The 16,448-nt window shown below is 46.6% G+C and carries 8 protein-coding genes; all 8 read right to left on the bottom strand.

Annotation, left to right across the window (positions count from 1 at the left end; genetic code table 11):
- Positions 1 to 60: 60 nt before the first annotated feature.
- Positions 61 to 930, bottom strand: a complete 870-nt coding sequence (btuF, locus tag AACU28_RS22210; protein WP_017091322.1) for a vitamin B12 ABC transporter substrate-binding protein BtuF — start codon at positions 928 to 930, stop codon at positions 61 to 63.
- Position 931: 1 nt separating this feature from the next.
- Positions 932 to 1,885: a cobalamin biosynthesis family protein gene (locus tag AACU28_RS22205; RefSeq protein ID WP_121603602.1), complete on the bottom strand. Its 954-nt coding sequence runs from the start codon at positions 1,883 to 1,885 to the stop codon at positions 932 to 934.
- 10 nt (positions 1,886 to 1,895) lie between these two features.
- The gene (mtnN, locus tag AACU28_RS22200) at positions 1,896 to 2,591 is read right to left on the bottom strand and encodes a 5'-methylthioadenosine/S-adenosylhomocysteine nucleosidase (protein ID WP_017090520.1); all 696 of its coding nucleotides are present in this window, start codon (positions 2,589 to 2,591) and stop codon (positions 1,896 to 1,898) included.
- Between the two features lie 127 nt (positions 2,592 to 2,718).
- The gene (locus AACU28_RS22195; RefSeq protein WP_065207238.1) at positions 2,719 to 3,147 is read right to left on the bottom strand and encodes a DUF1499 domain-containing protein; all 429 of its coding nucleotides are present in this window, start codon (positions 3,145 to 3,147) and stop codon (positions 2,719 to 2,721) included.
- Between the two features lie 437 nt (positions 3,148 to 3,584).
- Positions 3,585 to 4,997 (bottom strand): FAD-dependent oxidoreductase, encoded by a 1,413-nt coding sequence (locus AACU28_RS22190; RefSeq protein WP_121603601.1) that lies wholly within the window; start codon positions 4,995 to 4,997, stop codon positions 3,585 to 3,587.
- Positions 4,998 to 5,013: 16 nt separating this feature from the next.
- The gene (gene gltB / locus AACU28_RS22185) at positions 5,014 to 9,477 is read right to left on the bottom strand and encodes a glutamate synthase large subunit (protein WP_102539739.1); all 4,464 of its coding nucleotides are present in this window, start codon (positions 9,475 to 9,477) and stop codon (positions 5,014 to 5,016) included.
- A gap of 430 nt (positions 9,478 to 9,907) precedes the next feature.
- The gene (locus AACU28_RS22180; protein WP_004734985.1) at positions 9,908 to 11,377 is read right to left on the bottom strand and encodes a glutamate synthase subunit beta; all 1,470 of its coding nucleotides are present in this window, start codon (positions 11,375 to 11,377) and stop codon (positions 9,908 to 9,910) included.
- A complete protein-coding gene (gltB, locus tag AACU28_RS22175) occupies positions 11,377 to 15,924 on the bottom strand; it encodes a glutamate synthase large subunit (protein WP_004734986.1) in 4,548 nt (1,515 codons plus the stop codon). The genes AACU28_RS22180 and gltB (AACU28_RS22175) overlap by 1 nt, the downstream gene beginning before the upstream one ends.
- Positions 15,925 to 16,448 lie beyond the last annotated feature (524 nt).

The following is a 16,448-nucleotide window of genomic DNA, read 5'->3' as shown; positions in this document are numbered from 1 at the left end:
TATAGTTAAAATTGTAGGGACAGGTCGGTGGCGAATTGTACGAAAAAATGCAGCAAATAGTTAGTGATTTTGCCTAGCTCTATCGAAGAAATCGCATACTTGTTGGATCGCTTTCAAAGTTCTCGTTGTCGGGCGATTAATCCAGTCAGAATTGAGTGACCAAATCTGATTTTGAGCGACTGCTGGGATCTCGTCCTCCCAAGTTTGCCACATGGTTCCATTCTCAATTGCATGCTGAGAAGTGAAGATCACTTGCGGTTTCCTTAATACAACTTGTTCAATACCAACTTGAGGATAAGGGGAAGCACTGTCTTCGAAAATATTCTGGCCGCCACAAAATTCAAACACCTCACTTGGCCAGTGCCCTTGAGCGACGGTGATGATCGGCTTTTCACTTAGCTGATAAAAGTAGTTTACGGGCTCGGCATCTTTATATTTTAGTCTCAATGCGTTGAGTTGTTCTTTGTATTGCTTGGCATTGTTTTCCCCAATACTCGGATCACTAGAGTATTGGCTGAGTTGTTCAATATTGGTCGCAATACTCTCTAGGCTTTTTGTTTTCGAGTAGTAAATATTAAACCCAAATTGCTCTAGTTTCGCGAGTTCTCTGGGCGGGTTTCCCGCTGGCCACGCAAGAATCAAATCAGGTTGCAGTGCGATGATCTTCTCAACCTTGATGCCTTGATAGTTTGCCACTTTTTCAAGCTGGTCTGCTTGTGGTGGGTAATCACTCCGCTCACTTACCGCAACAAGGTTATCACCTAAGCCAGCACTGTACGCGAGTTCAGTGGCGTGAGGAGCAAGACTTACTACGCGTTGAGCTGGCTGTACTTTTTCTGGAGTCAGCGATGTTTCTTCCGCAAATGATAAAGGCAGCCATAAGCTGGAAGACAAAAGAGTAAGGCTTGTAACAAGTGCTGAAGGTTTCACTCTAAATCCCTTGGTGAACAAATAGTAAGATTAGGCTTTGTAAAAATATCCAGATAGCAATACGACCAAACAGCAGCTTCTGAACCTGAAATAGATGCAGAGCTGATGGGGCGATTCTTCCACCCAATTTTGCGCGAATGGCTTTGGTGTTGTTGTAAATAGCAGGGCCACCCAATGATAATTCCAGCTTGTTGCCAACGGCCGTGATCAACCAAGCAGGCCCAGGCAGTGGCCAAGAACGGCTTTGGGCAAGCATCATCTTGAATGTGTGCATTGCTTTATCACCACATATGATCATCAAAGCAAACAAACGCATCGGTATGAATTCTAGGATAGCGACTATCTTGATAGCCGTTGAGCCGAACGGAGAAAATTGCTTGCGACTTGGCGACCAAGCTCGAGCTAACTCGACTACAAGGCGATACATTAAAGCCGCAATTCCACCACCAATGGCGTACCAGAATAAAACACATACCACATTGCGAGCATAACCCATGATGATGGTTTCAGCAGCGGCTTTGCCAAGCCCAAGTGATGAAAGTGATTCAGTTTGACGATTGACAACCGGCGCCAATAACTGACGAGCGGCAGCTTTATCTTCTTGACCAAGCGCTTTGATCAGCTGATTTGCTAGCTTTTCGTTATTGCGCCAATCAATCGCCAGTAATAACAGTGCTAATTCAAACAGTTGAGATTGCCAAACCAATGGTTGCAGTGCCAATAGAATTACCAGAGTCGGCAGTACCATTACGCCCCAGGCTAATGTGCCCGAGATTAAGCTTTGGGAATAGTTTTGGTTGTTATTAACCTTGCTTGCTAAAAGCTCAGCAAACTTATGCCATAAGGTCATAGGGTGTGCGGCATGGGGGATAGGTAAAATCAAATGAAAAAGCAGTGCTCCCCACATTACAAGGAGCACGCCATTTGCAAATACCTGATCAAACAGTGTTTGCATGTCTAGTCGCTTACTTTAGTAGGGCAACCATCTTGATAACCATTTCTGAAGAGCTTTGAGCTGCTAGTGGCAGGAACTCTTCGAAGCTCATTGGTGATTCTTTGTCTGCAACGTCAGATATTGCACGAACAACCACGAATGGTACTTGGAATTGGTGACAAGCTTGAGCGATAGCCGATGCTTCCATCTCTACAGCAACCACTGATGGGAAGTGCTTGCGGATGAACTCTTGGCGTTCTGCTGTGCAAACAAATGCGTCTCCAGTACAGATAAGACCGCGAACAGCGTGCTTATCTTCCATTTGCGCTAGTGCTTGTTCAGCAACAGCCATCAATTTGTCGTCCGCTTTGAACGCTGCAGGTTGACCTGCCATTTGGCCGATTTCGTAACCAAAAGCTGTAACATCTGCATCGTGGTGACGAACTTCAGTTGAGATAACCACATCGCCAAGGTTCAGTGTTGAATCAAAACCGCCAGCAGAGCCCGTGTTCAGTACTACGTCTGGTTGGTATTCGCTTAGTAGGATTGAAGTACCCACTGCAGCGGCTACTTTACCAATGCCTGATTGAAGCAAAACAACGTCAACACCATTTATCTGACCAGAGAAAAAGGTACAACCGCCTTTATTAACTTCAGTAATGTCTGAAATTGCTGCCTTTAGGATCGCAACTTCTTGCTCCATTGCGCCAATGATGCCGATTTTCATGTGTAGTCTCTTAATAAATAATATTTAAACAGTAGAGCGAAATTGTAGCATGGATAAGAAGTGTCGAGCGACTGCCCAGAGGCACTTCTCATCCGAATAGCAGCGATTTATCTGCGTATTCTTTTATCTATTTGATCAGGCCTTCGCTTTTTAAGCTAGCGCGAAGTTGTTCAGCACGCTTTCGGTTTACGCCAAAATCAGAGTGACCAGTACGAGACTCTGAACGCACGATCAGTTTGCCATCAGTGATCTTAAGTTCTAAGTCATCGACAAAGCGCATGATGCGAGAAGTACATTCAACACGCAGGTAATCTTCTGTTTTACTCGCGGTTTTCGATCCCGGTAAGGTTAGTGCAACCTGCTCAATCGCATCTAAGTTTGCTGAATCTGATAACTCAAACGCGGCCAATGTATGCTGTTCACGGTCATCTTGAGTTGATACGCAGTTTGGTTTGTCTCCACAAGGTGATGAAGTTCTGTCTTTCATGTCCGTGATTCCTTGGCTACAAGCGGTTAAGGTCAAAAGAGATAGAGAAAGGAGAGCGGCTTTTTTCATAGTGTTTCCTATGGCGTTGTTTTAATTGTAATTATAGGTATTGGCTTGTTTGCGATTGTTTTACGTATTTTCGATATGCTTGTGATAAACGTATCTAATTCAAAAAAGGATCCATCATTGGATCCCTTTTTTATAGTAACGAGCTGAGTAATAAAGGAAACCTTATACTAGGGCGTGTTGACCTTTCGTGGTTAAATTTTGTTCGAGATAAAAGCGTTTTAATCGCGGCGAGGGGGAAGTAGCCTAGTCACTCTAAGCAAATCTCCCTCAACAAAGAGTAAAACGCTTTTAGCCGAACCCTTCGGGCAGCGTTTGCTGGTCATTTCTACTACGTTATCGGCTTCTCATGTAGGCTAGCTACACATCGACGCCTCTGCCTTGTATAAATGCCCAGCAACTCGCTGCAAAAATCAGCTCGAAAGATCAACACGCCCTGGTCACACTTCTAGGTAATCCAATATCCCTTCCGCGGCTTTACGGCCTTCATCGATAGCGGTCACCACTAAGTCAGATCCTCGAACTGCATCACCACCTGCAAAGATCTTACTGTTGGTGGTTTGGTATTGAAATTCTTGTTTACCGGGAGCCTTGATGCGACCCCATTGGTCGAGCTCTACACCGAATGGTTCTAGCCACTCCATTGCATGAGGCTGGAAACCAAATGCCATGATAACGGCGTCTGCTTCAAGAACATGCTCACTGCCTTCTACGGGTTCCGGACGACGGCGACCTGCGTCATCGGGTTCACCTAGCGCCGTTTTCACCACTTTGACGCCAGTCACATGGCCTGATGAATCGGTTTCTAATGCTAATGGCTGAAGATTGAACATGAACTTCACGCCTTCTTCTTTTGCATTCTTCACCTCACGGCGAGAGCCTGGCATGTTGGCCTCATCACGACGATAAGCACAGACGACGTTAGCAGCATGCTGGCGAATAGACGTTCGGACACAGTCCATCGCGGTATCACCACCACCAAGCACAACCACTTTTTTGCCCTTCATGTCGATAAACGGCGTTGGGTTATCCAGTTCCATGACCTTGTAAGTATTGGAAACAAGGAAGGGTAAAGCATCATAAACGCCCGGTGCTTCTTCGTTGTCTAACCCAGCGCGCATGTTTTTATAAGTACCGACCCCTAAGAAAACAGCATCATAGTCATCGACAAGTTGTTGTAGTTGAACGTCTTTACCGACTTCGGTATTCATCTTAAATTCAACGCCCATCCCACTAAAGATACGGCGACGGTTTTCCATGATGCCTTTCTCGAGTTTGAACGATGGGATACCAAACGTTAGCAGGCCACCGATCTCCGGGTAGCGGTCAAATACCACGGCCTTCACACCGTTTCGAACTAAGATATCAGCTGCAGCAAGACCAGCGGGGCCTGCGCCTATGATTGCGACCTTTTTTTCGGTCCATTCAACGTGAGACATGTCTGGTTTCCAGCCCATCTCAAACGCTTTGTCATTGATGTATTTTTCAATGTTGCCGATGGTTACTGCACCGAAATCGTCGTTGAGCGTACAAGAGCCTTCACATAGACGATCTTGAGGACAAACACGGCCGCAAACCTCAGGCAAGCTGTTGGTTTGGTGGGACAGTTCAGCCGCTTCGATAATGCGTCCCTCATTGGCAAGTTTGAGCCATTGAGGGATGTAGTTATGGACGGGGCACTTCCATTCACAGTAGGGGTTACCACAGTCTAAACAGCGGTCGGCCTGTGCCTTAGCTTGTTGTTTCGTGAAAGGTTCGTAGATCTCTACAAACTCAATCTTACGTATCTTGATTGGTTTCTTCGCTGGGTCTACGCGATTCACATCAATAAATTGGTATACATTCTGGCTCATGATTGGCTCCTTCCAATTATTGCGCTTGAACACGAAGTTCAGCAGAGCTGCGGCTTTGGTGACCGAGCAAGGTGTTGAGATCCGCCGTCTTCGGCTTCACTAAGTAGAACTTTGGAATCCATTCATCAAAGTTCGCCAGAATAGCTTCAGCGTGTACTGAGCCAGTCTCTTCTAAGTGCTCCGCAATCAAGCCGCGCAGGTGTTCTTGGTGGATAAATAGGTCAGACAGAGAAAGTGCTTCGACCGACTCGTTGTTTACACGGCCTTGGAAGTCTTCATTCTTGTCCATCACATAAGCAAACCCACCTGTCATACCGGCGCCGAAGTTCACTCCGGTTGCGCCAAGAATGGCAACAATACCACCGGTCATGTATTCACAGGCATTGTCACCTGCACCTTCAATCACGGCAACGGTGCCTGAGTTACGCACGCCAAATCGTTCGCCTGCAGTACCTGCTGCAAATAGCTTGCCTCCGGTCGCACCATACAAACAAGTGTTACCTATGATGGTCGCTTCGTTACAAACAAATGCAGTGCCTTGGTGAGGTTTGATAACCACCTTACCGCCCGCCATGCCTTTGCCGACATAGTCATTGGCATCACCCGTCAGATACAGCTCAACGCCGCCAGCGTTCCAAACCGCAAAGGATTGGCCTGCTGTGCCATCGAGGTACAACTTAATTGGTGAGCCTGCCATGCCTTGGTTACCGTAGCGTTTCGCTATTTCACCAGAGATACGAGCGCCAATCGAGCGATCGGTGTTGATTACGTTGTAGTAAAGGCTGGTGGATTGACGTTTCTCAATCGCATCAATGGCATCATCAAGGATCTGTTGGTTGAGTTGCGCTTTATCAAATGGTGCGTTTGGCTCGGTCCAAAACAGTGGGTGACCTTCTGGAGATACCGGAGCTTCGAGTATTGAAGAGAGATCAAGCTTGCTCTGTTTCGCCGTGAGGCCTTGAACGGCTTCAAGGAGATCCGTGCGACCAATCAGGTCTGTGAGCTTTTCGACGCCAAGTTCTGCAAGGTACTGGCGAACTTCGTCGGCTAGGCCGGTAAAGTAGTTCACGACCATGTCTGGCAGGCCTTTGAAGTATTCACGGCGTAGTGTTTCATCTTGAGTCGCAACGCCCGTTGCACAGTTGTTTAGGTGACAAATTCGTAAGAACTTACACCCCATCGCGACCATTGGCGCAGTACCAAAACCAAAGCTTTCAGCACCGAGAATCGCGCCCTTGATAACATCGAGTCCGGTTTTTAAACCCCCATCGACTTGCAAGCGGATCTTATGGCGTAGGCCGTTGGCCACCAGTGCTTGTTGAGTTTCCGCTAAGCCAAGCTCCCAAGGGCAACCTGCGTATTTTACCGAGGTCAATGGACTTGCCGCGGTACCACCGTCGTAGCCAGAAATCGTAATCAGGTCGGCATAGGCTTTCGCCACACCAGTAGCAATGGTGCCCACACCCGGTTCCGATACTAACTTCACTGAAACCAAGGCTTTAGGGTTCACTTGCTTAAGGTCGAAAATAAGCTGCGCCAGATCCTCGATAGAATAAATATCGTGGTGCGGAGGAGGGGAGATCAGTGTCACGCCTTGAACTGAGTATCTCAGTTTGGCAATTTCTGCGGTGACTTTATGGCCCGGTAGTTGACCGCCTTCGCCTGGCTTCGCACCTTGTGCAACTTTGATTTGCAGAACATCCGCATTGGTTAAGTAATGTGGTGTTACACCAAAGCGACCGGAAGCTATCTGCTTGATACGAGAATTACGATCAGTACCGAAGCGTCGTGGATCTTCACCACCTTCACCAGAGTTGGAATAGCCTCCTAATCGGTTCATCGCCATGGCCAGAGCTTCATGAGCTTCAGGGCTTAAGGCACCAATCGACATCGCAGCAGAGTCGAAGCGTTTAAAGAGATCACTGCTCGGTTCGACTTTTTCTAATGCTAGAGGTTGAGCTGCTTTTTTAAGGCTCATTAAGTCACGCAACATGGCAGCAGGACGAGCATTAACTTGCTTCGCAAAAGATTGATAATCTGATGTTTCGCCTGTCTTTACGGCGGTTTGTAAGGTACTGACTACGTCTGGGTTGTAGGCGTGGTATTCACCGCCATGTACGTATTTGAGCAAACCACCATGTTCCAGTGGTTTACGTTTAGTCCATGCTTTACGAGATAGGTTATAGATATCTTGTTGGAAGTCGCTAAAGCTAGCGCCTTGGATACGAGTCGTTACGCCTCGGAAACACAAGTCAACGACATCGGTATGCAAACCGACCGCCTCAAATAATTGCGAGCAGCGATAAGAAGCAATCGTCGAGATACCCATCTTCGACATGATCTTATACAGACCTTTGTTGATGCCGTTTTGGTAATTTTGCAATGCAGTGCGATAGTCTTTATTTAATGAACCGTCGTCCAACATTTTGCCCAATGCTTCATAAGCGAGATAGGGATAAACTGCGGTTGCACCGAAGCCAAGCAGAACTGCAAATTGGTGCGGGTCACGTGCGGTTGCTGTCTCAACCACGATGTTGGCATCACAACGTAGGTTGTTGTCAGCAAGTCTGGTTTGCACCGCACCTACAGCCATCGCTGCTGGAACCGGGAGCTTGCCTTTCTCTAAGTGCTTGTCTGAAAGTACAATCAAAACAGCACCATCACGGACCTCTTGCACCGCACGATCACACAAGTCTTTAATGGCTTGTTCGAGATCTTTATCAGCAGGATCATAGTGCATGCTAAGAATCGCGTGGCCATAGTGTTTTTGATTTAACTGCAGAAGTTGCTGCATGTCAGAGTAGACCAGAACTGGCGAATTAAATGTCACACGATAGGCGTGACCGTCTGTTTCGCAGAACACGTTCATCTCTTGGCCGATACTGGTGGCTAAAGACATAACATGCTTTTCACGCAGTGGATCAATCGGTGGGTTGGTGACTTGTGCAAACATTTGACGGAAATAGTCAGTGACGAGACGTTCTTTCGAAGAGAGCACAGCCATCGGCGTATCATCGCCCATCGAGCCTACGGCCTCTTGTCCCATATCTCCAAGCACACGCAGTACTTGGTCCGACTCTTCGTTGCTCATCGCAAACTGTTTTTGGTAGGTCTTGAGCGTGTCATCGTCAAAGCTGCGCTTACCGACTTGCTCATCGGGCAGATCGGAAAACGGTGTGAGTTTGTGAACGTTCTTTTCCATCCACTCTTTATAGGGATGGCGACCTTTAAGGTCATTATCGATCTCGTTAGATTGCCACAGTTTACCGCGGCGCGTATCTATGACGAGTAGTTCACCCGGGCCGACACGCCCTTTCTCTGCCACTTCGTCTGGCGCGTAATTCCAGATGCCTACTTCAGAGGCCAGCGTGATTAGGTTGTCTTTGGTAATCACATAACGCGCAGGGCGTAAGCCGTTTCTATCTAGGTTACACGCAGCGTAACGACCATCAGAAAGGACGATACCTGCAGGGCCATCCCACGGTTCCATGTGCTTGGAGTTGAAGTCGTAGAATGCACGCAGATCGGGATCCATGTCTGGGTGGTTTTGCCAAGCGGGCGGCACGAGCATACGCATCGCTCGGAATACATCCATACCACCGGCAAGGAACAGGTCGAGCATGTTATCTAGACTTGATGAATCTGAGCCTGTCTCATTCACAAAGGGTGCGGCCGTTTGTAAATCGGGCAGCAGTGGTGAAGAGAATTTATAGGCACGAGCTTTAGCCCACTGACGGTTACCTTCGATGGTATTGATCTCACCATTGTGCGCCAAATAGCGGAATGGCTGAGCCAGTGGCCAACGCGGCTGAGTATTGGTTGAGAAGCGCTGGTGGAACAGGCATATCGCCGATTCCATACGTAAGTCAGCAAGATCGAGGTAAAATCGTGGAAGATCGGCCGGCATACACAAGCCTTTGTAAACCATGACTTGTGTCGAAAGGCTACAAATATAGAAATCTTTGTCTTCTGTGATCTGCTTTTCAATTCGACGACGAGCGATGTAAAGGCGTCGTTCAATATCGCGTTCACGCCACCCTGCAGGTGCTGAGATAAACACTTGCTGAATATTAGGAACGGAATCTTTTGCGATTGGACCTAATACGTCGGTGTTGGTCGGCACGACACGCCAACCTGCAACGGTTAACGTTTCTTGAGCTAGCTCTTTATTGACGATGTCTTGCGCGGATTGCGCTTTGATTGGGTCTTGGCTGAAGAAAATCATGCCGACAGCGTATTGCTTGCCGAGCTTGAAGTTATTCTCTTCTGCAATAATTCTGAGATAAGAGTCTGGCTTCTGTAGCAATAAGCCACAGCCATCTCCTGTTTTACCATCCGCAGCAATACCACCACGGTGTGTCATGCGATCGAGGGCTGAAATAGCAGTTCGTACCAACTTATGACTCGGTTGGCCTTCCATTTGCGCTATTAAACCAAATCCACAGTTGTCTTTTTCAAGACTAGGATCATATAGAGCCATTGCAATTCTCCCTTTTGCTTCTCTGTCATCCAGACAGTAAATGACTAACTATTCATATACTTGTTATTTTTTATAAGCTTATAGTTTGTCTTTAACTAGTTAAAACGTTATTGGTTGTGTTAACAAAACCGATTGGTTTTATTTTCACCAGCTTTACAACGTATAGCTAATTGTGTTTAAGGTCAAGTTCATGGTTAATTATCATGCGTAAACGCGATTAACCACGTAATAATCTAAAATAGTAGAATGATATCAAAGGGATATAAAAGGCAGATGTTAATGGGATTTAACATGTGCAACGAAGGGAATGTCCCAGGAGCCGTAAGGCAGATAGAAAAAAGGCTAGCATCGAGTGCTAGCCAAACATAAAAGTTAGGAAGGGTGTTGCTTTTCCTCTAGGCTAACGTTATCGACGTTAGCCCGAGAAATATTATGCGGAAAGCATGAGTGAATCAGCTTTCGCTTCTAAGTTTGAGTTACCCATTAAGAAGTCATCAATGGCAATTGCACATTCACGACCTTCATTAATACAACGTACAACCAGAGACTGACCAGTACGCATATCACCAGCAGCGAAAACGCCTTTCTGGTTCGTCGCAAAACCTTCAGAAGCGACGTTACCGCGCTCGTCCAGTTTAATGTCTAGTTGAGCAAGCACGCCTGTAGGCTCTGGGTGTAAGAAGCCCATTGCAAGGAATGCCATGTCACATGGAATAACACGTTCAGAGTTCGCTACTTCATCAAAACCTGGACGTTCGCCTGGTTTTGCGTCTTGCCAAACGATGTCAGCGATACGTAGACCCGTTACTTGACCTTGATCGTCGCTAATGAACTCTTTGGTTAAGATGTTCCAATGACGTTCACAACCTTCTTCGTGAGAAGTGGTGGTTTTCATGATCATTGGGTATTGAGGCCAAGGCATATTTGCAGGGCGTTTCTCTGGTGGGATCGGCATGATCTCAACTTGAGTAATGCTTGCTGCTTTATGACGGTTTGATGTGCCTACACAGTCAGAGCCTGTATCACCACCACCGATAACCACAATGTGCTTATCTTTAGCGTGAAGCTCTTCTGTCTTAAGATCTAAGTCGTTGGCACGGCGATTATTTTGACCAAGGAATTCCATGGCAAAATGAACGCCTTTAAGCTCACGACCTGGGATTGGTAAGTCGCGTGGAACCGTAGAACCACCCGTTAGCAATACCACATCAAACTCTTGGCGTAACTGTTGAGCATTAACATCAACACCGATGTGTTGGTTAACTTTAAATTCAACGCCAGCTTCAGCCATTAGGTTGATCTTACGATCAATTACGTCCATACCCAGTTTGAAATCTGGGATACCGAAGCGAAGTAGACCACCCACTTTCTCGTCACGTTCAAATACCGTTACCGAGTGACCGGCACTGTTTAGCTGCTCAGCTGCGGCTAAGCCTGCAGGGCCTGAACCGATAACTGCGACAGTTTTACCTGTGCGAGAGCGTGGTGTTTTAGGCTTTGCGTACCCTTCACGGTACGCAGTTTCTACAATCGTTTTCTCGATATTACAGATAGTGATTGGGTCTTGGTTGATGCCAAGAACACAGGCACTCTCACAAGGAGCAGGACAAACACGACCTGTAAACTCAGGGAAGTTATTGGTAGAGCTAAGAATGTTCCAAGCCTCTTCCCAGCTGTCGCGATAAACAGCGTCATTGAATTCTGGGATGATGTTACCAATCGGACAGCCGTTGTGACAGAAAGGTACGCCACAGTCCATACAACGAGATGCTTGAGTATTGATCTTTTCACCAAACTCTTCGTTAAGTACGAACTCTTTGTTGTCTTCAATTCGAACTGACGGGTCGAGCTTCTTTGGAAGCTCACGACCGTGTTCTAAAAATCCAGTAGGCTTACCCATTATACTGCCTCCACTTCTTCCGTTTGTGCCTGTTGTGCTTCAGCTTTACGCTTTTGAAGAACCGCTTTGTAGTCGCGTGGCATTACTTTAACTAGCGATGCAACACTTGCTTCAAAGTTGTCTAGGAAAGACTGAGCAACTTCACTTCCTGTGAATTCAACATGCTTAGTTAGCATATCTAGTAGAAGATCTTTATCTTCTTGTTCAATTGGATCTAGGTCTACAAGTTCTGCGTTGAGCTTGGTCTCGAAGTCACCCGCTTTATCCCAAACATAAGCGACACCGCCACTCATACCTGCAGCAAAGTTACGACCCGTTGAACCAAGGATAATTGCCGCACCACCAGTCATGTATTCACAACCGTGGTCACCAACACCCTCAACAACAACCTTCGCGCCAGAGTTACGAACACAGAAACGTTCGCCAGCCATACCGCGAATGAAAGACTCACCAGAGGTTGCACCGTAGAAACATACGTTACCCACTACGATGTTATCTTCAGCAACGATAGTAGATCTTGCATCTGGGTACAGTACCAACGTACCGCCAGACAGACCTTTACCCCAGTAATCGTTCGCGTCGCCTTCTACTTCGAACTTAACGCCTTTCGCAAGGAATGCACCGAAAGATTGACCTGCACTACCGTGGAACTTAACGTTCATTGGCTGTGGTAAACCTTGGTCTTTGTAAACCTTCGAGATTTCGTTCGACAGCATCGTGCCTGCTGAACGGTCCGTGTTGATGATAGGGAACTGAGCGGTAACCGCTTCACCTTTCTCAAGCGCTGGGATTGCAGCCTGAATCAACTTACGGTCTAGAACGTCTTCAAGATTATGATTCTGTGTTGTCTGGTTGTAGATACCATCTTCTGCACGAGCCTGCTCAATGTGCAGTACCGGTGTTAGATCTAGGTTCTTGTACTTCCAGTGACCGATGTCATCACGAACTTTAAGTTTGTGCGATTGACCAACCATCTCATCAATAGAGCGGAAGCCAAGTTCAGCCATTACTTCACGTAGACCTTCAGCCATGTATTGGAAGAAAGTGACTACGTCTTCTACGCGGCCGTCGAAACGTTCACGAAGAGTTTTGTTCTGTGTTGCGATACCAACAGGACATGTATTCTTGTGACACTTACGCATCATGATACAGCCTTCAACAACTAGAGCAGCTGTTGCTACGCCCCATTCTTCAGCGCCAAGTAACGTTGCGACTGCAAGGTCACGTGGTGTTTTCATCTGACCATCAGACTGAACAACGATACGGTTACGTAGGCCGTTTTTCAGTAGTGTTTGGTGCGTTTCCGCTAGACCTAATTCCCAAGGCAGACCGGTGTGACGGATAGAAGACATCGGAGATGCACCCGTACCACCATCAAAACCTGCGATAAGCACCACGTCAGCTTTCGCTTTCGCTACACCAGATGCAATCGTACCAACGCCTGCTTCCGATACTAGCTTCACGTTGACACGGCCGTTACGGTTCGCGTTTTTCAGATCGTAGATCAGCTGAGCCAAATCTTCGATTGAGTAGATATCGTGGTGCGGCGGTGGGGAGATAAGACCTACGCCCGGAGTCGAGTGACGCGTTGCGCCGATCCAGTCATCAACCTTATCACCAGGTAGTTGACCACCTTCGCCAGGTTTCGCACCTTGAGCCATCTTGATTTGCAGCTCATCAGCGTTAGATAGGTAGTAAGACGTTACACCAAAGCGACCAGAAGCCACCTGTTTGATTGCTGAACGTTCCCAGTCGCCATTTTCTTTACGCTCGAAACGTGCTGGATCTTCACCACCTTCGCCTGAGTTTGATTTCGCGCCAATGCGGTTCATCGCGACAGCCAGTGTTGAGTGAGCCTCATGCGAGATTGAACCGAAGCTCATTGCGCCTGTTGCGAAACGCTTAAGGATTTTCTCAATAGGTTCTACTTCCGCTAGAGGAATAGAGCCTGCTGGGTTCTTGATGAAATCAAGTTGGCTACGTAGTGTTGCTGCGTTGTCGCCTTGAGCATCAACGGCGTTCGCGTACTTCTTGAATTGACCGTAATCTTTGTTACGCGTCGATTCTTGAAGTAGAGAAATGGTTTCTGGGTTGAATAAGTGCTTCTCACCACGTTGTTTCCACTGGTAAACACCGCCAACATCAAGAACTTGAGCTGGGATTTCACGAGCAGGGTAACCAACACGGTGACGAACTAATACTTCTCGTGCGATATCGTCGATCGTTAGACCTTGGATACGAGAAACAGTACCAGTGAAGTATTTTTCAACCACTGATTTGCTAACACCAAGTGCTTCAAAGATTTGAGCGCCGTGGTAAGACTGCAGCGTAGATATACCCATCTTCGAGAAGATCTTCAGTAGACCGCCGTTAACACCCTTACGGTAGTTATCGAATAACTCACGTGGATGAACGTTTGGATCTAGCTTCTTAGTACGTTGCAGTTCAACAATCGTTTCGATAACTAGGTATGGGTTAACTGCGTTTGCACCGTAACCGATTAAGGTTGCAAAGTGGTGTGTCTCACGAGCATCGCCCGTTTCAACAACGATGTCACACTTAGCACGTAGCCCTTTACGGATTAGGTGGTGGTGAACCGCGCCAACCGCCAGCATTGCTGGGATAGCGGCGTGGTTTGAGTTAACCGCACGGTCAGTCAGTAGGATGATAGAGTAGCCATCAATAACCGCATCTTCTGCATATTGGCAGATACGTTTAAGTGCGCGCTCTAACTTACCTTGGTCTCCGTTTGCTTGGAATACGATATCCAGCGTCTTCGATTGAAGGTGCTCATTATCGATTGCACGCAGTTTCTCTAACTCTGAGTTAGAAAGAACAGGAGACTCAAGTTCCACTTTTTGACAGTGTTCAGGCGTTTCAGCAAGTAAGTTCTGATCTTTACCTAGGTAAGTGTTCAGAGACATAACCATACGCTCACGAATCGGGTCGATTGGCGGGTTAGTTACTTGTGCAAACAACTGCTTAAAGTAGTTTGAAAGGTGCTGCGATTGATGAGAAAGAATCGCTAGCGGCCAGTCAGCACCCATTGCAGAAAGTGGCTCGTAGCCTGTTTTTGCAAGAGGGAGAATGATTTCGTTTACTTCTTCAGAGCTCACACCAAACGATTGTTGTTTGTGTAGCAGTTTCTCTGGAGAAGGTTGGTTAAATTCGTTGCTCGCATCGGGTAGCTTTTTCAAGCTCAGAAGGTTCTCTTCAACCCATTTTTCGTAGGGTTGCGATTTAGCGATACCGTCTTTCACTTCTTCATCAGAAATGATGCGACCTTGCTCAAGGTCAGCAACGAAGATACGACCAGGCTGTAGACGACCACGATATTCAACGTTTTCAGGTGCGATCTCAACAACACCAGACTCAGACGCCATCACTAGGAAGTCGTCTTTAGTTACTGTGTAGCGAGAAGGACGCAGACCGTTACGGTCAAGAGTTGCACCAACTTGAACACCATCGGTGAAACATACTGACGCTGGGCCATCCCATGGTTCCATTACGTTCGCGTGGTACTGGTAGAACGCACGACGAGTTGGATCCATGTTTTTGTTTTCTTGCCATGCTTCCGGGATCATCATCATCAACGCATGCGGCAGAGTACGACCTGAAAGAACAAGCAGCTCAAGCGCCATATCGAAGTTTGATGAGTCTGAGCTACCTTCTTGACAGATAGGAAGCAGCATGTCGATTTCAGCTTGTGTAAACAGATCCGATTCTAGGATTGCTTCACGTGCTTTCATCCAGTTCAGGTTGCCGCGAACCGTATTGATTTCGCCATTATGCGCGATGTAACGGAAAGGCTGAGCTAGACGCCAACGAGGGAATGTATTGGTAGAAAAGCGAGAGTGTACGAGTGCTAGAGCTGTCACCATAGTTGGGTTTTGCAGATCTAGGAAGTACTGAGGAACTTGTTCAGTTGTTAGCTGACCTTTGTACACCAATGTCTTGTAAGACATAGAGTTGATGTAGAAGTCATCACCGATATTTGAAACGCTTTCTAGGCATACACGAACCGTGTAGTTACGTAGAACATACAGTTTACGCTCAAGCTCTTCTGGTGTGATACCAGGGCCGCCAGAAATAAATACGTGTTCAAATTGAGGTTCAGTGCTTAATGGGTCAGCACCAATCATTGAATTGTCAGTTGGAAGTTCACGGTAGCCGATAACTTCTAACTCAAGGCGTTGTGCATTGCGTTCTAGAATGTCACGACACTGTGCACGTTTGTATTCATCTTTAGGGAAAAGTACAACACCAACACCATATTTTTCAAAAGATGGCAGTTTAATTCCAAGCTTTACGGCTTCTTCTAGTAAGAATTCGTGCGGCTTCTGTAGCAGGATACCTGCACCATCACCAGAACACGGATCGCAGCCTTGGCCGCCACGGTGTTCCATACGTGCAAGCATATCGAGTGCTTGAGTTACTACATCATGAGATTTGCGATTCTTTAGATGCGCAACAAAACCGATACCACAAGCGTCATGCTCCAATTCAGGAGTATACAGACCCTGTGAGTTCTGCTCTTGATCTACCATAGATACATCCTTCCAGTTAAATCTAGGCGCAACTTATTTGTATTAAGTTAGCCTTGTCCTTTTATATTTATGGGTCTAAACCTGCCTATGCTGGCGGTTTGAATCCTTTCCGTATCTCGCAGGAAAAGTATTGCGAGAAAAACAATCCTTAGTGATATCCGTTTATTTTTAGCCACAAACTAGTGGTTTATATAGGTGGGATATGGGTATCACCGACTTATTGGCAAGTTTTAGATGTAAGTAAATACTCAAAAATAGCCAATATGTGTAAGTATCCTACAATTTTGTCTAGGCGAATTGCAATGAAAGTTGGTCCATGTAGACCATTTTTTTCGTTTTATTTTGAATTTAATGTCTAACAAATGTGCAACATTAGGCAAATAGAGCCGATTTTTTGCATGTTTATTGATATTTGATAGGTTGCTCGCAAAAAGCCTTGCGTAAACTAATTGGTCGAATTTTGCAGGGATGTAATTTTTTTTCAGAAAAAGACTGAGATTCATTTTTATTTACTTGAGCACTTT

Source organism: Vibrio sp. SBT000027 (genome assembly GCF_963894355.1).
Taxonomy (GTDB): domain Bacteria; phylum Pseudomonadota; class Gammaproteobacteria; order Enterobacterales; family Vibrionaceae; genus Vibrio; species Vibrio splendidus.
Note: the sequence above shows the minus strand (reverse complement) of the source record. Positions and strands in the feature narration are given on the sequence as shown.

Coding starts and splice junctions, on each gene's coding strand:
- AACU28_RS22190 (WP_121603601.1), bottom strand. CDS start 4,997: ATGAGCCAGAATGTATACCAATTTATTGATGTGAATCGCGTAGACCCA.
- AACU28_RS22195 (WP_065207238.1), bottom strand. CDS start 3,147: ATGAAAAAAGCCGCTCTCCTTTCTCTATCTCTTTTGACCTTAACCGCT.
- gltB (WP_102539739.1), bottom strand. CDS start 9,477: ATGGCTCTATATGATCCTAGTCTTGAAAAAGACAACTGTGGATTTGGT.
- AACU28_RS22180 (WP_004734985.1), bottom strand. CDS start 11,377: ATGGGTAAGCCTACTGGATTTTTAGAACACGGTCGTGAGCTTCCAAAG.
- gltB (WP_004734986.1), bottom strand. CDS start 15,924: ATGGTAGATCAAGAGCAGAACTCACAGGGTCTGTATACTCCTGAATTG.
- mtnN (WP_017090520.1), bottom strand. CDS start 2,591: ATGAAAATCGGCATCATTGGCGCAATGGAGCAAGAAGTTGCGATCCTA.
- AACU28_RS22205 (WP_121603602.1), bottom strand. CDS start 1,885: ATGCAAACACTGTTTGATCAGGTATTTGCAAATGGCGTGCTCCTTGTA.